General features: G+C 59.6%; 21 protein-coding genes and 1 pseudogene. 9 read left to right on the forward strand and 13 right to left on the reverse strand.

Annotation, left to right across the window (positions count from 1 at the left end):
* The 9 genes and pseudogenes from GGQ66_RS23340 to GGQ66_RS22155 all read right to left on the reverse strand — a co-directional run.
* Positions 1-1,090, reverse strand: a 1,090-nt coding sequence (locus tag GGQ66_RS23340) for a DUF3363 domain-containing protein (protein ID WP_441397389.1), incomplete at its 3' end; no start/stop codon positions are given.
* Between the two features lie 57 nt (positions 1,091-1,147).
* Positions 1,148-1,600 (reverse strand): annotated as a pseudogene (locus tag GGQ66_RS23430) (hypothetical protein); the annotation flags it as partial.
* A gap of 143 nt (positions 1,601-1,743) precedes the next feature.
* A complete protein-coding gene (locus GGQ66_RS22125; protein ID WP_183795786.1) occupies positions 1,744-2,064 on the reverse strand; it encodes a hypothetical protein in 321 nt (106 codons plus the stop codon).
* The gene (locus tag GGQ66_RS22130; RefSeq protein ID WP_183795788.1) at positions 2,061-2,969 is read right to left on the reverse strand and encodes a lytic transglycosylase domain-containing protein; all 909 of its coding nucleotides are present in this window, start codon (positions 2,967-2,969) and stop codon (positions 2,061-2,063) included. The genes GGQ66_RS22125 and GGQ66_RS22130 overlap by 4 nt, the downstream gene beginning before the upstream one ends.
* The gene (locus GGQ66_RS22135; protein ID WP_145396306.1) at positions 2,966-3,301 is read right to left on the reverse strand and encodes a DUF736 domain-containing protein; all 336 of its coding nucleotides are present in this window, start codon (positions 3,299-3,301) and stop codon (positions 2,966-2,968) included. The genes GGQ66_RS22130 and GGQ66_RS22135 overlap by 4 nt, the downstream gene beginning before the upstream one ends.
* 36 nt (positions 3,302-3,337) lie before the next feature.
* Positions 3,338-3,883 carry a S26 family signal peptidase gene (locus tag GGQ66_RS22140; protein WP_183795789.1) on the reverse strand — a complete coding sequence of 182 codons (546 nt, stop codon included), beginning with the start codon at positions 3,881-3,883 and terminating at the stop codon, positions 3,338-3,340.
* Positions 3,880-4,398 (reverse strand): DUF2840 domain-containing protein, encoded by a 519-nt coding sequence (locus GGQ66_RS22145; protein WP_021696263.1) that lies wholly within the window; start codon positions 4,396-4,398, stop codon positions 3,880-3,882. The genes GGQ66_RS22140 and GGQ66_RS22145 overlap by 4 nt, the downstream gene beginning before the upstream one ends.
* Positions 4,399-4,456: 58 nt before the next feature.
* Complete coding sequence (locus GGQ66_RS22150) at positions 4,457-5,533, reverse strand: replication initiator protein A (RefSeq protein WP_183795791.1); 1,077 nt, start codon at positions 5,531-5,533, stop codon at positions 4,457-4,459.
* Positions 5,534-5,803, reverse strand: coding sequence for a helix-turn-helix transcriptional regulator (locus GGQ66_RS22155; protein ID WP_036284017.1), 270 nt, complete (start codon positions 5,801-5,803; stop codon positions 5,534-5,536). It lies immediately after the preceding gene.
* A gap of 456 nt (positions 5,804-6,259) precedes the next feature.
* On the opposite strand from GGQ66_RS22155, the gene GGQ66_RS22160 reads away from it, so the two are divergent.
* On the forward strand, positions 6,260-6,547 hold the full coding sequence (locus tag GGQ66_RS22160) for a DNA -binding domain-containing protein (protein WP_183795818.1): 288 nt from the start codon (positions 6,260-6,262) through the stop codon (positions 6,545-6,547).
* Positions 6,548-6,674: 127 nt separating this feature from the next.
* Here GGQ66_RS22160 and GGQ66_RS22165 read toward each other — a convergent pair whose 3' ends face one another.
* The 4 genes from GGQ66_RS22165 to GGQ66_RS22180 form a co-directional block, all read right to left on the reverse strand.
* The gene (locus GGQ66_RS22165) at positions 6,675-7,208 is read right to left on the reverse strand and encodes a GNAT family N-acetyltransferase (protein ID WP_183795793.1); all 534 of its coding nucleotides are present in this window, start codon (positions 7,206-7,208) and stop codon (positions 6,675-6,677) included.
* A 266-nt stretch (positions 7,209-7,474) separates the two neighbouring features.
* Positions 7,475-7,996, reverse strand: coding sequence for a DUF2285 domain-containing protein (locus tag GGQ66_RS22170; RefSeq protein ID WP_183795795.1), 522 nt, complete (start codon positions 7,994-7,996; stop codon positions 7,475-7,477).
* A 46-nt stretch (positions 7,997-8,042) separates the two neighbouring features.
* Positions 8,043-8,258, reverse strand: a complete 216-nt coding sequence (locus tag GGQ66_RS22175) for a transcriptional regulator domain-containing protein (RefSeq protein ID WP_183795797.1) — start codon at positions 8,256-8,258, stop codon at positions 8,043-8,045.
* 200 nt (positions 8,259-8,458) lie between these two features.
* On the reverse strand, positions 8,459-8,989 hold the full coding sequence (locus GGQ66_RS22180) for an antirestriction protein ArdA (protein ID WP_183795799.1): 531 nt from the start codon (positions 8,987-8,989) through the stop codon (positions 8,459-8,461).
* Between the two features lie 593 nt (positions 8,990-9,582).
* Between GGQ66_RS22180 and GGQ66_RS22185 the strand changes: the two genes are divergently transcribed.
* The 8 genes from GGQ66_RS22185 (at position 9,583) to GGQ66_RS22220 (ending at position 18,180) form a co-directional block, all read left to right on the forward strand.
* The gene (locus GGQ66_RS22185) at positions 9,583-9,867 is read left to right on the forward strand and encodes a type II toxin-antitoxin system RelE/ParE family toxin (protein ID WP_183795801.1); all 285 of its coding nucleotides are present in this window, start codon (positions 9,583-9,585) and stop codon (positions 9,865-9,867) included.
* A gap of 17 nt (positions 9,868-9,884) precedes the next feature.
* Entirely contained in the window at positions 9,885-10,199 is a 315-nt protein-coding gene (locus GGQ66_RS22190) for a HigA family addiction module antitoxin (RefSeq protein WP_183795803.1), read from the forward strand.
* A gap of 9 nt (positions 10,200-10,208) precedes the next feature.
* A complete protein-coding gene (locus GGQ66_RS22195) occupies positions 10,209-10,397 on the forward strand; it encodes a hypothetical protein (RefSeq protein WP_183795805.1) in 189 nt (62 codons plus the stop codon).
* A 7-nt stretch (positions 10,398-10,404) separates the two neighbouring features.
* Entirely contained in the window at positions 10,405-12,435 is a 2,031-nt protein-coding gene (locus tag GGQ66_RS22200; protein ID WP_183795807.1) for a type I restriction-modification system subunit M, read from the forward strand.
* A 104-nt stretch (positions 12,436-12,539) separates the two neighbouring features.
* On the forward strand, positions 12,540-13,796 hold the full coding sequence (locus GGQ66_RS22205; RefSeq protein WP_183795809.1) for a restriction endonuclease subunit S: 1,257 nt from the start codon (positions 12,540-12,542) through the stop codon (positions 13,794-13,796).
* Positions 13,797-13,800: 4 nt separating this feature from the next.
* On the forward strand, positions 13,801-14,322 hold the full coding sequence (locus GGQ66_RS22210; RefSeq protein ID WP_183795811.1) for a KwaA family protein: 522 nt from the start codon (positions 13,801-13,803) through the stop codon (positions 14,320-14,322).
* Between the two features lies 1 nt (position 14,323).
* Complete coding sequence (locus tag GGQ66_RS22215) at positions 14,324-15,190, forward strand: DUF4868 domain-containing protein (protein WP_183795813.1); 867 nt, start codon at positions 14,324-14,326, stop codon at positions 15,188-15,190.
* Positions 15,187-18,180, forward strand: coding sequence for a type I restriction endonuclease subunit R (locus GGQ66_RS22220; protein ID WP_183795816.1), 2,994 nt, complete (start codon positions 15,187-15,189; stop codon positions 18,178-18,180). Before GGQ66_RS22215 ends, GGQ66_RS22220 begins: the two co-directional genes overlap by 4 nt.
* Positions 18,181-18,613: the final 433 nt, after the last annotated feature.

Consider the following 18,613-nt stretch of genomic DNA (forward strand, 5'->3'; position numbering starts at 1 on the left):
TTCGGCCGTCCCTGTTGCGCGTGGCGTCGCGCTGTTCGATATGATGCTCGCGGCGCTGGTCCATGGCTTCGCGGACCTGTTGCCCGAAGCCGGTCGGCGCAAGGTCGGCCGTTTCGCCATGGACCAATCGCCGGTCCAGCCATGTCGCGCAGTCCGAACGTATCTGCCTTTGCAGATCAACCGGGGAAAGCACGCGAACGCTGGCCTGCCGGTCGCGGCCGGTATCGTAATCAGCCGCGCGGCTGACCAGATCATCTGGGATGCGCCATTGGTCGGCGTCGATGCGCTCGACGATGCCGGCCCGGCGCAGCGCCTCCAGCCGCCGGACATGGGCATCGATATAGCCCTCATAGTCGCCGCCGGGAACGCGGCCCTCGAATTTCGCCTGCTCCAGATGGCGGCTCGGCCGATAGATGCCGTCCTCGGCGATGGCGGTGATGGTGCGGTCGGACGGCCGGGGTGCCACCTCGGCCGGGCCGATCTGGATGACGCTGCCAATGCGGGCGTCCTCCAGCCGCTCGGGCGTGATGCCGGCGATGTGGTGCGTCCTACCGTCGATCCCGTCCACCACGATTGTCAGGTTCTCGCCCAACTCGTCGGACAGGTGCTTGTCCACGACGCGGCCGACGATAGGCGTCTCGGGCGCTCCGTCATGGATTTGGAAGCTCATGGGATCGCGTTCGCCTGCCTGCGGGCCGAGCGCCTTCTGCATGGTGCGGATAATGTCGCCACGCTCGCCTAGCTCGCGCAGGGCCGGTTCCATGTCCTTGCTCAATTCCCAAACGGCGGGCGCGTGCTCGGTCGCCAGCCCCATCTTCTCCAGCTTGGTAAGGCGGCGCAGGCGCAAGGTGCGCTCGAACTGCCGCCTCGGCTCTGCCAGTTCATGGCGCAGGTCGAGGAAACGGGCATCGGCTTCCTCGACCATGGCGCGGTCGATCCGGGTGAAACGGTCTTGGTCGATCTCGGCCGACAGCTTGCGGGTCTGCTCGATCTCCGTGACGGGGCCGAGTTCCAGACTGGCAAGCTCGCTGGCGCGCTCGCGCAGGCCGGCGGAAAGGTAGTCGCCGTTGATGACTAGATCCCCGCCCATATCGTCGCGGCCGTTGACGACGATATGCACATGGGGATGGCCGGTGTTGTAGTGATTGACGGCAACCCAATCGAGTTTGGTGCCAAGGTCAGCTTCCACCTGTTTCATGAAATCGCGGGTGTAGGCCGTGAGGTCCGACAGCTCCGCCCCCTCCTCGGGCGAGACGATGAATCTGAATTGGTGGCGGTCGTCCTTGCCGCGATCAAGGAAGGCGTCGCCATCGGCGCGGTCCTCGGTCGCCGAATAGAGCCGGCCCCGCTCGCCGTCGCGTGAGGTTCCGTCACGCTGGACATAGCGCAGATGTGCACGGGCACGGCCGCCCTTCAATGCGGCCCTGACGCTGCGCTGCTTGACGATGACGCGGCGGCTGCCCGGCTGGCGATGATGCCAGTTGCCCGAGATATTGCGGGCACGCACGAAGCTCGCGCCCCGGCCGCGCTTCACGCCCTTGCCGCTGGCGACCACGGCACGGGACCGGCCCGACGATGACGGGCGGGCGGATGACGGCATGGAAGGGTCGCGGGAGGCTGCCGCCTGATGCTGCCGGGTGATCTTCCTGACCTGCGTGAAAAAGCTCTTGGTCTTGCCAGCCTTCGGCGTGTCGGATCGGATGCGGCCGGGCTTCGGTCGGAAGCGGTTTTCGTCGTCGGCGCTCAAGGGCGCGACTCCAGCCCAAACCGCCGGAAAACCGCCGATCTGCGCCTATGGTGCCGCTTGAAACCCTGCAAAGCCAAGGCTTTGCGCAAAATCGCGGCACGCGGCCCCTCAAAACCATGGTGCCGGAACCGGCCACCTAACCAGTGTGCAGACAACAACAATTTCCAGAAGCGGCCCGACATGGTGCCGTCTTCTTTAATCTTGCCCTCCGCCCTTTCTGTCTTTTCTGCCCCTCCTGCCGGGAATCCTGCCGGGCGCAAACCTGCCCGACCGGATGCCAAAACCAAAACCGCCGAGCGCGGGAACGCCGCCTTCATGGCGTTCCCCCGTCGCTGGCGCTCGCCACGAAAATGCTGCCGTCCTGCGGCTCCGCACGGGCGCGGCCGTCGCCGGATTGCGCCTCGGACAGCGGCGCGGCGGCAGCTCGCGTGTCGTCCGGGCGCATGACGAATAGCGGTGCCTCGCGCCAATCGGGCGGCGGTGCCGGTGGTTGCAACGGCGCATCCGATGGAGCCGCGCCGCCAAGGATCGGGGCGAGCGCGGCGACATAGGCGCGGGTTTCGGCGGGAAGCGGGCGGCCCGTCGCGCGGTGCTCGTCATAGCGGCCGGGGCCGGCGTTATAGGCCGCCAGCATCGCCGCGACATTGCCGTAGCGGTCGAACATCTCGCGCAGATAGGCGGTGCCTGCGAGGATGTTGTCGCGCGGGTCGTAGGGATCACGGCCGAGGCCATGGCGGACGCGCAGGCCCGCCCATGTGTCGGGCATCACCTGCATCAATCCCATCGCCCCGGCTGACGATATGGCGCGCACATCGCCCGCGCTTTCGGCGCGCAGCACGGCGCGAATCCAGTGCTCGGGGATGCCGAAACGCTGCGACGCCTCGGCGATGTGCGCCGCATAGGGATGGGCGGCGGTCGGGCGCTCGACGGGCGCGGATTGCGCGACAGCGACGCCCGATCCGGTGCAGACGGAAAGCGCCCCCGCCAGCAGCAGGACGGCATAATGCCATGCCGGCCTGTCTCCGCTTTGCCGCCAGCCTGCCAGCGTGCTCGCTGCGGTCAAGGGCAAGGCGCAAGCGCCGGCCGATGGCCGCCCCTGACCTTCGCTGCGCGCGCCGGCCGTCTGGTCGCCGAGCGGGACGAAGGGATGAGACGGCTTTTCCGCGAACAAAGGGATGCCGATCTTTGACCGGATGGCGGGCCGGACGCGCGCGGCCGTCATTCCTCATCCTCGATCTTCCGGGCGTGCTTCCAACGCAGGGTCCAGACCGAAGGGTCGTCGTTGGACTGGAACAGTTTGGCGCGGATCGGGAACGGAAAGATCGGTCCCTCCAATCGCATCGACACGAACTCGCCAGCGTTCTCACTGGAGTCTTTCCATGCGGGGCCTGCGTCCGGCCCGTCCTCGCTGTCGAGGCGCAGGCGATAATCGGGCGCGTTTTTCACGTCGCTGGGCTTGGCCGGGACGATGAACAGCTTTTCGTGGAGGCCGAACGAATGAAGCTCTCCCGCATAGCCGGTTTCGGTGCGGGTGAAGGTGCCTATTTCTGCCATGGGAAATCTCCTGCGGTTGGTTCTCGGGGGGTGGTTTCAGTGCGTCGGCGCGCGCCACTCGTAGCGGCCGACGCCTTCCTCATCGGTCCAGAGCGGAACCGCTCGGCCGATGACGGAATCTGCGGGGATGGGTCCGAAATAACGGCCGTCGAGGCTGTCGCGGACTTCCCAATTCATGAGGAAAAGCTGGTCGCCGCCGATGACGCGGCAGCCCTGCCAGACGGGCAGATCGCGGCCGAGGCTGTCGCGCTCCAGCGCCTCGCCCATCTCGATCCCGTCAACCGTGATCGTGCGGCCGGCTCGGCAAACCCGCTGTCCGGGCAGGCCCAAGACGCGCTTCAAGAGCGGGACGCCTCGTGCGATATAGCCGCGCTCGACCATGAAGCTGGCGAGCGGTTCGGGCGGCATGATGGCGACCAACTCGGGCACGTCGAGCGCGCCGGCCGGCTCGACGGTGTAGAAGCCGATGGGCGCGCTGGCCGTGGCGTTCCAGATGAGTTTCACGGGCCAATCGACGGCGCTGGCGGCGGCGATGCCGATGGCGGCGAGCGCCGTCACCGTAAGGGTGCGGCGGCGTGTCATGGCTCGATCCTTCGGCGGTGAAGCCACGCGGCATGTCGCTCGGGCGTGTAGGCGTGCGGCTCCAGATTGGCAGTCAAACGGTTGTGGACGTGCCGCCAGTGATCCGGCGAGGCGTCGGCCGGATCGAGGCCGAGCGCATCCACGGCGTCGATAGCTACAAGCGCACGCTGCACCTTGGGCCAGCCGTCGAGGCGCAACAGGATTTCGCCACCGGGGCGCACGAAGGGCAATGTCTGGAACGGCTCGCCGCGCCCGATGGCGCGCACAATGTCGATGCGCGAAACGACAGTGCCGTGCTCGCCAGATGCCCAACGGACGAAGGCGAAGACGCTGCCCGGCGCGAAGCCGACGACGCTGCGGCGGCGGTCGATGATCTGCTCGTAGCTCTTGCGGCCGAAGCGTATCCAGTGCTCGACCTTGCGTTTCTCGAAGGTCAGCTCGACCAATGTGGTGAAGGGCGCAGGCCCGTCCGGCAGCGGACGGCCGTGCGCGCTGCGGTGGGCGCGACGGGTCATTGTTCGTCTCCGGGGATGTGCTGGGGGCTGCGCGGGCACAGCGCGTCGAGCGCGGCCCTCATGGCTCGCCCCTTCGGGCAGAACCGGCACCACGCTTCGCCTGCGCGCGCGTCAAAGAAAAAGAGTTAGATTCTCTGTTAGATAAGTTAGCGGTCGGATTCCGCGTTTCAGGCCAAAGCGTTAGCTGCGGTTCGTGCGCCTGATCTGCCGATAGTGCTGCGCCTGATGTGCCGATACCCCGTGCGCCTGATCTGCCGATGGCATTAACAGGCTTATCAACAGTGCCTGTTGATGAGCTTTCGGGGCGGATGCGCAGCAGTTCGCGGCCGTCTTCCCGCTCGATCTGGAGCAGGTAGCCGGGAAGTTGCTGGCGGGCCGCGATCCGGCGCAGATCCAGCGCGAAGTCGGACGGCCGGGCGAGGCTGCCGGATTTCTGGTGAAGGTGCGCGACCTCGAAAATCCAGCCGTGGCGCTGGTGCCCGGCGTGCTTTCTGGCGACGCGGTAAAGCCATCGCTCGATGCCGCCAGTCAGCCGGAAATAGGCCGGGTCGATGGTCAGGACCAGCGAACGGTCGATGACGCTGTTGTAGAACCATTCGGGCAGGACGAACTCCATGCCCTCGACGCGGCCGGCGCGCGTCGTCATTTCCTCCCACTCGTTGATCCATGAGAATTGCCGGCGTCGCCAATGCGGGCCGTTGCGGATGGTGGTGGCGATGACCGTCGATTGCAGCCGCGCCAGCGCGGCTTTCAGAAGCCGGTATTGGTGATTGCCGGTCGGCCGCCCGATGGCGCGCAACAGATGGTAGGGGGTAAAGCGGACAAAGCGCGACGTGGTGAGGCCGTTGTTCTCGGCCGCAACGATCTGCGAGGCCGCCCATATCAGTACATCGGCGTCCCATATGGTCGCCATGCCATGCTCGGGCATCCCGAACACCTGCACCTCTATGTCGGCGGCCTTGTAGAGAATCGGCTTGGTGCGCGGGGTCTTCGCCAGCGAGAAGAACGGCCGTTCCATCAAATCGCGCTGGTCGCGCGGCGGAGCATCGCCCGTTGCAACCACGAAGGGGTCTAGGCGGCTGCGCTCGCTGTCCTCGGTCGGCTGCGCGGGGGCGTGATCGTCCTCGCGCAGCATCTAGCACTCGTCCCGTTCTTCGGGCGTGAGCGGACGCGCGGGAAAGACAGTGCCGGCGGTCTTGTCGCGGGTGGATTTGCGCTCGCCCGCCGCGCTCCAGTCCTCCAGATCGCGGACGGTGTAGAGGACGCGCCCGCCGACCTTGCGATAGGTCGGGCCGGTGCCGTAGGTGCGATGTTTCTCAAGGGTGCGGATGGATATGCCGAGGAAGCGCGCGGCTTCCTTGGTGCGCAACAGGCGCGGCGGCAGGCCCGCAAGCGGGTTGGGCATGGATCACCTCCAGTCGGGAATGGGCTGCCGGGGGGCGGCAGCGGACTGTGGCGAACCATGGCGGGGGATCGGCGGCGCGTAGCGTGCCGCATTTGCGCCTATGCGTTGACGGCACCCCCCTTCGGGGCGCTGCGCGGTCGAGGGATTTCAGCCGCCCGTCGCGGTGTCGCGCCGAAAAGGCAAAGACATTCGCGCGCGGCTCGGCTAAGATTGTGAGTGGAGCAGACGCGCTGCTCTGGGGCGTAGTAACCCCTCACGAATGGCCGGTGCCAGCCAGAACGGCACCAACTCCTTGACCTATGGTCGGGGAGCCTGTGGCGTATACAACAGGCTTTCCGAGCTAAAGGCCATGGGGCCGTGTAACAGCGGTTTCGAACTCCCCGATCACCAAGAGTCAGAGAGAATCGTTTGCGGGGGCGCACCGCAGACAAGCTCTCTCAGATACGGGGAATGACTATGCGGGTTCCTGTCGAACTCGATCCCGATGTGGACGACGAAGCGCCGACCGGCGACACCATAACCGTCTATGACGAACGGCATTTCGTGACCTATCTACGCTTGCTGGATGCCAAGGCCGAGGGCGCGGACTGGAAAGAAGTCGCGCGGATCGTGCTTCACCGCGATCCGGCTGCCGAGGAACTTCGGACCTATCGTTGCTGGCAAAGCCATCTCGAACGCGCGCAATGGCTTTCGCATGAGGGCTATAGGAAGATTCTGGAACAGGCGGCAGCTAACAAGGCGTGAGCATCGGCGGTTTTCAGCTTACTTCACCTCGCAGGCTTAGGAATTTTACGATATCTGACCGACAGGAATCGACCTAATCGCTGACGTTTCGAGTGGCTTTGTCGCGTCCTAAAAGCTGATATGCCCCTCAATTGTTGGCCCATTCTGAACAGGTCAACTCATACGTTACCTCGCCGTGCTCCGTGCCGGGTATGGGGTCGGGAAAATCCAAGAAATCCGTCCGCGTGTGTTTCATACCAACCTTCTCCATTACACGGCGCGACCCTTGGTTGACCGCCATTGTATTGGCCACAATCTTGTCATATCCCGCGACCTCGAAGCCCCAACCGATAAGAGCCAAAGCTCCTTCAGTTGCCAGCCCCTGCCCCCAAGCTTCCCGGCGCAGTCGATATCCGATCTCAGCTAACGCCCTCCCTTTCGGCAACAAGCAGAACCAGCCGACGAACTCGTCATCCGCATTGCGTCGCGCTGTCCAGACGTTCGGCTCGGTTCCTCGTGGCATGAGAAATGGCGCGGTCGTCGAATCGATCCTGTCATGATCAACCGCACCCTTGTTAAGAAACCGCATCACTTCTGGGTCAAGCTCTAGCTGGATGAAGTTAACACGATCCACCGGGGCGCAAGGACTGAGAATCAAACGCAGCGTCTTTAGTAAGGTCATGGAAAATTCCTCAAAATAAATTTACGGCATGGTCGTGCGAAACCATGGATTGCGCAACGAGTTATTCAGTTGAGCAGCCGCCTTGCCGTTCTTGACACATGAAGCAGTCTGTTAGCTCCACTCCATTCTTGCTGAAATTCTCGTAGGAATTCTAAAGTCCGCAACATTTCCCCGAGGGCTGGCTTTCCGGCTCTTTTCGTATCGCACCTCTTTGTTGCAACTGGCAGTAAGTTTGCGACTTGCAACAAGACGGTGCTCGCTAACGATCAACGCTTGCCGGGCTTGATAGGGTAGTGGAGCAACAGGCGATAGCCGCCGCACATCATCTTTATGCCGTGCGCAACCAGACGGCGAGCCTTGTTCTTGCGCGGGTCGTTCTCGAAATCCTCCTTGGAGCCGCGAAAGCCGAGCAGGACTTCGGCGATGGTGCGATAGCTTTCTCCGCGTAGTCGGGCGTCGAGCGCGCGCAGGGACAGGATATGCCATTGCCGGAGTTGGGCAGGAACGGCCCGGAAGTCGGGACCGGGCGCGCGGCCATTGAGGGACCGCCAAAGACGGCGCGCAGCGTGGGCGCGCAGCTCCAGAAAGGAATCCATCGGCAGGGTGACGGCATAGAAAGCGGCTGCGTCGGGCACCGCCTCGGGCAGCCAGAATTGATGTGCCACGCCATCCACCTGCCAGATACCATGCCAGCCATCGGCAGCGCGGCGCAGGTCGAGGGCGGCGAGATGAGCCAGCGTCAATATTGGTTCGGTGTCACCGTTCTTATGCTCGACCGGCGAGAGCATCACCGCTTGCGGATGAAGGCTAGGACTCCAGATTGGTGGCGGCCGGTCATACGGCGCGTCGGGATCGCACGGGAAATCGCAACCCCCAGCGATCCGCGAACGCTTCAAGGTCGCGGCCGGACGGTCCCCCGGTCAGTGCGATGGTCTGGAACGCCTGACGATAATCGTCATTCCGGCGCAGATATTCCCAAGCGAAACCGGCGGCCGGAATATGCTTCGCGTGTCTGTATGCCGCCGGCAAACGCCAGTCGATGCTAAGCATGGCGTCACCTCCCAAAGCCGGGGCGCGCAAGGCAGCGCCCAGCCCCCAGAGGTTCAAAGATCGCTGGAAATATGGAAGCCGCGCAAAGCAGATACGTTGAGCGGCCAACCCGATCATTCTCGGTTGTCTTCTGATTAACACTATTTTGATGATTCCGCGAGACGCCCGCCCGCAAAAGCGCGGGCAAGGCGCTCCGGCTTTCATTGGCTGGAAAACACATGCACCTCGTCATGTGCGGTTTCGACTGTGAAAAACTCGCCGTTCATTTCAGCGTCACGGGCCATTGCTTTCCAATCAATGTAGTAGCGCAGCGCCTCGGGGATTGTAGTGCCGCTTTCAGCGGTCAAATCCTCCATGAAGTCGGCAAGGCTGGCGAACTGGCCGTGATAGCAGTCCCGCAAGGCGGTTTCGGCTTGGTCCATGTCATCGTCGCACTGATCCAGCAGGCCAGCGCCTAGCGCGCCATACTCGGCGATGAAAGCGCCCATGCGTGCCACGGTTTCGATGCCGGCATATTCGCTGATCGTGATGCCCTCGAAGCCCTCATAATCATGGATGGCATATTCCTCCGCGTGCTCGATGGGGGATCGTGCGAGCATAGCCGCAATCTCGTCCCTGATTTCGTCCGCATCCTGATCCGCGTCGATCCAAGCCCCATGCAGATAGCCGTTATTGTAGGCAGCAAGGCAGGCGACATAGATGCGGGGATTGCTGTCGGAAAGGTTGGTCATGTCTCTGATCCTCGGGTCTGAAGGTCAGCGAAGCGGAACGCCGCGCCTGACCTTCTGGCCGTCGCCGAGACTGGGGTAGCAACGAGCAAGGGCGACCGGGGTGGAGGGATCACCCGGCCTGCACAAGCCCCTTGGGGGCGCGGAAGGTTGGGGATACCACTCCGGACGGTTCCACTTACCTTGCTGGCGCGAGGGCAAGGCCCTTAGCAAACCTGTTGAGGATCACGCGGCGGTAGACGGTCGTTGCCGTCCGTGTTCCTGTTCGCTGTGCAGAGGTCACAAGAATGTGCGGCCAAAGCGCGAGCGTGGTTTTGAGGATTCACTGGAAATATAGAAGCCGCTCAAAGCAGATACATTAAGCGGCTAACCCGTTCGTTTTTGGTGTTTTTGGCTTGGCGACAGCCAGAGATTCTGCGAGGTCTGCCCGTGTGAGCACGGACAGGCAGTCATGTTCTCATCTGCTAGAAAACACATGCACCTCGCCGTGCGCCGTCTCAATGGTGAACAAGTTGCCGCTCATATCTGAGTCCCGCACCATCGCCCCTCAATTGACGTTTGACGTACATCGTCAATATCGCTATAGTTGGAAGATCATGATTCTGAGCTATCGGGATAAAAACACAGAGCGTTTTGCAAGGGGCGAGTTCGTTAAAGCCTTTCAAGGGTTTGAAGAACAGGCCGCGCGGCGGCTGTCCATCCTGAATGCGGCGCTGTCGCTCGATACGCTCCGCGCCCTGCCGGGCAACCGGCTTGAAGCGCTCAAAGGGGATCGTGCAGGACAGTACTCCATTCGCATTAACCAGCAATGGCGCATCTGTTTCGAGTGGCTCCCCGGCCAAATTGGGCCGGGCAATGTTGAAATCGTGGACTATCACTGAGGAAAGGAGATCAGGCCATGTTTATGAGAGCTGTTCATCCCGGCGAAATCCTCAAGGATGAGCTGGACGGACTGGATGTTTCGCCGACCGAGTTCGCGCGGCAGATCGACGTGCCGCCAAACCGGATCAGCCAGATCATCGCTGGTAAGCGCGCTGTGACCGGCGATACCGCACTGCGCTTCGGGCACTGGTTCGGCACCGAACCGCAGTTCTGGCTGAACCTGCAAAGCGCCTACGAAATCCGTGTTGCGGAGGAAAAGGCGGGACAGGCGATCGCGCGGCTGCCGGTTCGTTCAGGTGTGCCCACGATGGCCGAACACCAGCCACGATAGGGACCCAGAATGAATCTGCCATCTGCCGAGCATGTCATTGTTTTGTCTCCTGACGGCCAGCGCCGTCTTGTCGAGGCGCTGCGCTCGCCGTCTGAGCCATCGGTTGCCTTGGTGCGGGCCGCGCGTAGCCATGCGACGCTGGTGAAACAGGAACTACGGAATATCGAAGGACCGGAATCCGGTTCGACTAGCGAATGAAGGAGCAATGGACGTGAAGGGGGCAAGCAGCAGAATTCAGGGCCTTGGCGGCTTTGTGTGGTCAATCGCGGAAATCCTGCGCGGTGATTTCAAGCAATCCGAATATGGCAAGGTCATTCTGCCCTTCGTTGTCATGCGGCGTTTGGACTGTATTCTCGAAGCATCGAAAGATGCCGTCCTCGCCGCTGCCGAAACCCTGCCGGATGGCGTGGACGACGCAACGCGCGACATGATCCTGTTTGGCGCGATTGGCGGCAACGTGAAGGTCTATAATCTTTCGCGTTTCACCTTCGACCGCCTGCGTGGTCAGGACGCGCGCCAACTGCACGACAATCTAGTCGACTACATCACAAAGTTCTCAGGCAATGTCCGCGACATTTTCCTCGACAAGTTCCTGTTCACCGACCAGCTGAAGCGCCTGAAGGATGGCGGCATTCTCTGGAACGTGTTTGAGCGGTTCTGCGAAATCGACCTTCATCCCGATTCCATCAGTAATCTGGAGATGGGTTATTTGTTTGAGGAACTGATCCGCCGCTTCTCGGAAATCTCGAACGAAACCGCCGGTGAACATTTCACGCCGCGAGAGGTCATCCGACTGATCGTTGATCTTCTGATCGCCAATGACGATACCAAACTCACCGGGCGCGGGATAATACGCCAAGTATACGATCCAGCCTGCGGCACGGGCGGCATGTTAGCCCTGACGGAAGGCGCGCTCAAGGACTTCAATTCCTCTATCCGCGTTGAGTTGTTCGGGCAGGAGCTGAACGGCGAATCCTTCGGCATCTGCAAATCCGACATGCTGGTGACGGGGCATGACCCGGAGCAGATCGCCTTCGGCAACACGCTTAGCCACGATGCTCACAAGGACAAGAAATTCCACTACATGCTGTCCAATCCGCCCTACGGGGTGGACTGGAAGAAATATCAAGACAAGATCAAGGCCGAAGCGGACACGATGGGCTTTGACGGTCGTTTCGGGGCGGGCACGCCCCGCATATCGGACGGCCAGCTCCTGTTCCTGCAACATATGATTTCCAAGATGCGCGATGACGAGGCCGGATCGCGCATTGGTATCGTTATGAACGGATCGCCCCTGTTCACCGGCGGTGCGGCTTCCGGCGAAAGCGAAATCCGCCGCTGGATGCTGGAGAAAGACTGGGTTGAGGCAATCGTCGCCCTGCCAACCGATCTGTTCTACAACACCGGTATCCAGACCTATGTCTGGCTCCTGACCAACCGTAAGCCCGTCAACCGGCAGGGCAGAGTCCAGCTGATTGATGCCTCCGGGGAGCGCTTCTGGAAATCCATGCGCAAATCTCTCGGCTCGAAACGGCGGGAAATTCCGGACGAGGCCCGAGCCGATATCGTGCGCATATATGCCGGGTTCCTGAATGGGGAGAGCGGCGAATCCGATGTGGCAAAAATCTTTGATGTCGCCGATTTCGGCTATCGCGAGATTCGCGTCGAGCGGCCCTTGCGCCTGAATTTTCTGGTGAGTCAGGAACGCATTGCCCGGCTCGGATCGGAAAAGCCGTTCGAGAAGCTGGAAGATCAAGAGAAGGAAGAAATTCTCGACGTGCTGATGGCGCTGCCGGATCAAATATTCACCAGCCGCGATGCGTTCGAGAAGGCATTAAGCGAGACGCTGAAGGCCGAAGGCGTGAAGATCGGCACGCCGGTGAGGAAGGCTATCCTCTCTGCCCTATCGGAACGGGACGAGGATGCCGACATCTGCACGGATAAGAACGGCAATCCGGAGCCGGATACAGAACTGCGCAACCATGAGCTGGTGCCGTTGAAAGACGACTGGCGCGACTATGTCGAGCGGGAGGTCAAGCCGTTCGTTCCTGATGCTTGGGTGGATGAAAGCTATTGTGACGCGCGCGACGGCGAAGTCGGCCGCGTGGGATACGAGATCAACTTCAACCGGTACTTCTATCGCTATGTCCCGCCCCGCCCGCTGGAGGAAATCGACGCTGAGTTGAGGATACTTGAGGCTGAGATCGCCGGACTCCTGAAAGAGGTGGCGGCGTGATCACTTTGCAGGAAAGGGTTCATTCCGCGCCGCGCCCCGATGGTTGGAGCTTGAACAAGCTTCACAGAGTCCTCCGTGTGCGAAAGGGCTACAAGAATGTCGGCATGCAGGAAGAAAACCTGCTGTCTCTAAGCTATGGGCGGATTGTACGGAAAGACATCGACACCACCGAAGGACTCCTCCCCGAGAGCTTTGAAACCTATCAGATCGTGGAGCCGGACAATATTGTGATGCGGCTTACCGATCTGCAAAATGATAAGCGCAGCCTCCGCCAAGGCTTAGTCAAAGAGCGCGGCATTATCACGTCCGCCTACGATGCACTAGACATTGCAGAAGGGCACGATCCGCGCTTCTGGGCATACGCTTTGCTGGCACTTGATCTCGCTAAATACTACTACTCTCTCGGTGGCGGGGTTCGCCAATCTATTAAGTTTGCTGACTTTCCGAATGACTGGGTAGCCGCTCCGGATGCCAATGCACAAAAGTTGATTGGGGATTTCCTCGACCGCGAGACAGCGCGCATCGATCAACTGATCGAGAAGAAACAGCGGTTGCTGAGGATCGCCGACGAGCTGAGGGCTAGTCGGATCAATCATGCGATTTGCGGGAACTTGCTTGGCAACCCCGCCACTAGAGATACTGGAAACCTCTGGTTCCCCACAATACCAAATGGTTGGCAGCTCGCGCGCCTTAAGAACGTTGTCAGTCAAATTTCTGACGGTCCTCACATTTCGCCAGAGTATGTTGACGCTGGGGTCCCTTTCATTTCTGCGCGCAATATCAAAGTCGACCGGTGGGCGCTGGACGATGCGAAATATATATCTGATGACCTATTTCTGGAGCTATCCAAAAAATTACGGCCACGGGTGGGCGACGTTCTCTATACCAAAGGCGGAACTACAGGAGTAGCGCGCTATGTGGATTTGAATTTTGATTTTCAAATCTGGGTTCACGTTGCGCTATTAAAAATAAGACGCAAAGTTGCAAATCCAGAATATATCGCAAACGCGCTGAATAGCCGGGGATGTTATGAACAGTCTCAACTTTTCACGCGCGGAGCAACCAACAACGATCTCGGATTGAGCCGTATGGCCAACATTTGGTTGCCATTGCCGCCACTTGATCATCAGAAGTGTATTAATGTTTATCTAGAATCTGAATTTAAGAAGATCGATAGGCTGCGCGCCGACATCGAAATTTCTATTGCCAAGTTGGCTGAATTCCGTGTCGCGCTCATCACAGCCGCTGTTACCGGCCAGATCGACATTGCCACTTGGCAAAGCGGGGACATTACCGGAAGTCGCCTCGACCGGTTGGAGGACGAAATGCCGCCACCTGCCGCCGCTCGGGCAACGGGTTAACCCCATGCTGAGCAGGGTCGCCAAGCTGATGTTGACCAGCACCGCCATTGCGCCGGTGCTGCTGACCTATGCATGGGTCGCGTTCCAGTCTGGTGATTCCTGCGTGGCGCTCGTTCTCGCCGCCGCGTGTGTTGCCCTTGTCTTTGTTTGCTGGCTCCTGTTGCGCTACGCGAAGAACAATCTTGAACGCATGTCGTTCAAGCCGGTCTCAATAGAAGCCGCCGACCGGGAGAACATGGGCTTTCTCCTGCTCTACCTGCTGCCGCTGTTCACGGCGCAGTTTGACGCGCTGAATTGGAATGTCTGGATTCCAGCCATCCTGATATTCGCGGGCGTCGTTGCTACGGGATACAGCTATCATTTCAATCCGCTGCTCGGTTTGATGGGCTGGCATTTTTATAAGGTCGGCACAGCCGAGGGCGTTACATACGTCCTTATCACCAAGAAGCAGCTTCGAAACGCGACGGACACGGTCGAGATCGGCCAATTAACGGAATATATCGTATTGGACTTGGGGGAGGAATAGAATGCCGCAAAACCTTTTTGTTGCCTGCAGGACTGCAGCGGGGCTTGTTGCCAAACGCGTCCGGCTCGACCAAGCGGTGCAGCAGCAGGTCGAGGGTATCTTCAATCAGCAGGAAGCCGATTTCCGCGACGGTATCACATCGGAGGTAGCGTTCGACGGCAGTTGGACGCCTGACGAGGACGAATTCCTCACCATCGACACTCCGCAGGAAGCCGCGATTTTCGTGAGCGCCATCAACGCAAATCCAGTCAGCATTCCCGATATCAATACGGCGAACATCGCATCTGAGGGCATCAAGGCGATATTCACGGGCGTTTCCGCAAATGGTGCCACAAAAGTCCTAGTCCAGCGGTTCTCTCCCCAGCAGCTTCTAAGTCGCCGCTTCTCCCTCTTGCAGGATGGCAACGCTTTCCGCCGTCTCTCGGACCCGGCATTCTCTCTGGACACGGGACTTACCTGCGTCATCGAAGGCGGCAAGGTCAAATTCCGCAGCTTTCATAAGCTGCGCGCAATCATAAACCTGATCGATGTCTATCGCGCCGCCACGGATCAGGAGGTGCAAGATTTTGCTGCGCATGCACATTTCGAGGTCACGAATGCTGCCAGCTTTCTGGCCGCCGCCGATCAGACTATTCGAAAACTTGTCCACGCCATTGGTCGCAGCGGCACCCTCGGCACCTACACCGTTCCGCAGATCGAAACCGCCTGCGGTGCGGTCGGCGTGGCCGTGACGGTCAACAACGGCAGGCTGGTCATGCCAGATGATCGTGCCGACATTAAGAAGTTGCTGCGGTTCCTCGATGACGGACTCTATGAAGCGCCACTGACCGGTCAGCGTTACATTACGAATTCCAAGAGACCGGCATGACGGCATATTCATCACAAACCGTGCACCGGGAGCGAGTACTCCAAAATCACCTGATCGAACGACTGGTTGCGGGCGAAGGCTATGAACAGCGCTTCGCTACCACTGATTTTGATCGATCGCTTGCAATGGATCGCGCCCTTGTCGTGCGCTTTATCCAGCACAGCCAGCCGGAGGCATGGGATAAGCTCGTCCAGCACTATGCAGCCTCGGCAGAGGATACTCTTTTCACACAGCTGGCTAAGGCGCTGAAGGATCGCGGCTTGCTGGACGTGCTGCGCAAGGGGATTAAGATCGTTCCCGGCATTCATTTCAGCATTTGCTATTTCAGGCCCGCCAGCGGCCTCGAACCGAAGCGGCTGGAGGAATACCACGCCAATATCTTTAGCGTGATGGACGAAGTCGAATACAGCCAGAAGCACGGCGGTCGGCTGGACGTGGTGCTGTTTCTGAACGGCCTGCCCGTTGCCACTCTGGAAACCAAGAACCTCTTGACGGGATCGACTTTCCGGCACGCCGAGAGGCAGTATCGGCAGGATCGTTCGCCAGCCGGTGAACCGCTGCTGACGTTTAAGCGGGGTGCACTGGTTCACTTTGCCGTCGATGAAGACAATGTCTCCATGACGACGCACCTCCAGAACGGAAAAACCCGTTTCCTTCCGTTCAACCGGGGACGCGATGGCGGAGCCGGAAACCCGGATGTTGATGACGAATTCCGGGTGGCTTACCTCTATCGTTCGGGAGAGTGGGGTGATGCTATTTTCTCCCGCTCCGTCCTGCTCGATGTGATCGGGCAGTTCATGCATCTTGAGGCGGCCGGCAAATCGGAAGCCATGATCTTCCCCCGGTTCCAGCAGCTTGATGCTGTGCGCAGGCTGATAGGGCATGCCAAGGCGAACGGCCCCGGCAGCAACTATCTGATCCAGCATTCGGCCGGATCGGGAAAGTCCAACACAATCGGCTGGCTCGCTCATCATGCTATCAACCTGCACGATGCCGCCGATAAGCAGGTTTTCAATACCGCGATCATTGTGACTGACCGCGTCGTTCTCGATCGGCAGCTACAAGGCACCGTATCACAATTCGAGCAGACCAGCGGCGTTGTGAAAAAGATCGACGGTACGTCCCGACAGCTGAAGGATGCTATTGCCAAGGGTGCGCGGATCATCGTTACGACCATCCAGAAATTCTCGACAGACCACCTTCGTGAAATCTCAGGACAGGGCAATCGCAGCTTTGCCGTCATCGTTGATGAGGCCCATTCGAGTCAGTCTGGAAAATCGGCGCAGGCCATGACGGACGCGCTCACCCGAGAGGCGTCCTCAAGCGAGGACATCGAGGATTTGATTGCCGAGTATCAGCGGGCGCGCGGTCCACAGGCCAATATCAGCTTCTTTGCGTTTACGGCTACGCCCCGCAACGTCACGCTGGAGCGTTTTGGCATTAAAGGGACGGACGGGTTGCCGCACCCGTTTCACCTCTACTCGATGCGCCAAGCCATCGAAGAAGGCTTTATTCTGGACGTACTCCAGAATTACATGACCTACAAAGCCTATTACCAACTCGAAAAAACCATCGAAGACGATCCTCAGCTCAGCGGGCGGAGGGGACAGCGCAAGGTCGCACGCTATGCGACGCTCCACGCGACAGCCATCGGTCAGAAGGTCGAGATTATCGTAGAACACTTTCGGCGGCACATCATGGGTGAGCTGAATGGACAGGCCAAGGCGATGATCGTCACGCAAAGCCGCGAACACGCGCTGCGTTACTATTTCGGCGTACGCAATTATATGGAGACCGAAGGCTATGCCGACCTGAAAGCGCTTGTCGCCTTCTCCGGCGATCTTGAGCTGGACGGTGAGACCTATACGGAAGCCGACGTGAACGGTTTTTCCGAAACCGAGTTGCCGGGCCGTTTCGATGGATTCAAGCCTGATGGCTCGCCGTACTCTGAGACGTATCGTATTCTCATTGTCGCAGAGAAATATCAGACTGGCTTCGACCAGCCGAAGCTCTGCGCGATGTATGTTGATCGGAAGCTGGCGAGCCTTCAGGCCGTCCAGACGCTGTCCCGTTTGAATCGCACAAGACCCGGTAAAGAACGAACTTTTATCCTCGACTTTCAAAACACCATCGAAGACATCCAGAATGCGTTTCGACCATACTATGAGGACACGACCGTTGAGGCCATGTCCGACCCTAATCAGGTCTATGATCTTGAAGGACGCTTGTACAAATTCGGCTACCTCGACAGAGACGAAATTGAACGTTTTGCGCAGGTTTATTTCAAAGGGCCATTGGGCGGCGGTGACCGCGCCCGTCTTGAGGGGCTAGTTCGCCACGCCGTAGCCCGGTTCGAGGCCGATGACGATGAAGGTCGGCAGGAAGAATTCCGCCAGCTCCTGAAAAGCTACAATCGCTTCTATAGCTTCATCGCACAGGTGATCCGACTTGAAGATACTGGCCTCGAAAAGCTCGCGAGCTATGGCGCTTGGCTGTCACGTCTGCTGCCAAACCGTGAGGTGCCGCCGGAAATTGAACTGACCGAAGACATGCTCCGTCTTCAGGCGTTCAAAGTGGATCAGAAAGAGCAGGGCAGCGCCTCGCTTTCCCCCGGTGATACTCAAGCGTTGAAAGCAATCAGCGAATTCGGCGCGAAGGAATACACGGAAGATGAGCGCAAAGAGCTGTCCGAGATCGTACGGGCATTTAATGATCGTCACGGCACGGAGTTTTCAGAAGCGGACATGATCCGCTTCGAGCAAGTAAATCGTGAAATTCTCGATGAAGACCTGACCGAGATGCTCCGAAACAACCCCCCGGATGTCGTTTACACGGCATTCGCCCAAGCTTTCTTTCAGGGGGCGATCCGCATGTTTCAGCGCGACAACGAGATGCGCAATATCGTGCTGACGGACGCCCAAGCTCGGGAGAAGGCGACTCGCCACTTCTTTAACCGTGCCCTGCGTGAAGCGCGGGAGAATGCCCGATGAGCCGACAGCAACGATATCCCGGCGCTTTGGCGCCGGGTCAGCAGAAATGCATAATGAAAACGTATCGACCGGAAACCCATTGTAATATCATTGGTTTAGATCAGTTGTCCAACTCTGAGTTATAGGGCTATGGAGTAAACGTAGTTGTCATCTTCACCCGGCGCGGCGCGCCAAAAAATCCAACAAAATCAATGATTTTAAATCTGCTCTTGCTCTCCTGGAAGGCACACATATGCTAGCACAGCGTTAGCACGGACGCTTTCCCGGTCAAATTTTCCCTTGAGAATCAATGACAGCACAAGATGCAGTCAGCGCGTGTTAGCACAGTGTTAGCGCAACCTGTTGATTGCCACTGAGAACTGACCCGGCGTTTCCACCGAGAATTGACCCGCGTGTTAGGTATGTTTCGGGTCTGCGGTCGTGGTCAAGTTCC

The organism is Allorhizobium borbori (genome assembly GCF_014196535.1).
GTDB classification, from domain to species: domain Bacteria; phylum Pseudomonadota; class Alphaproteobacteria; order Rhizobiales; family Rhizobiaceae; genus Ectorhizobium; species Ectorhizobium borbori.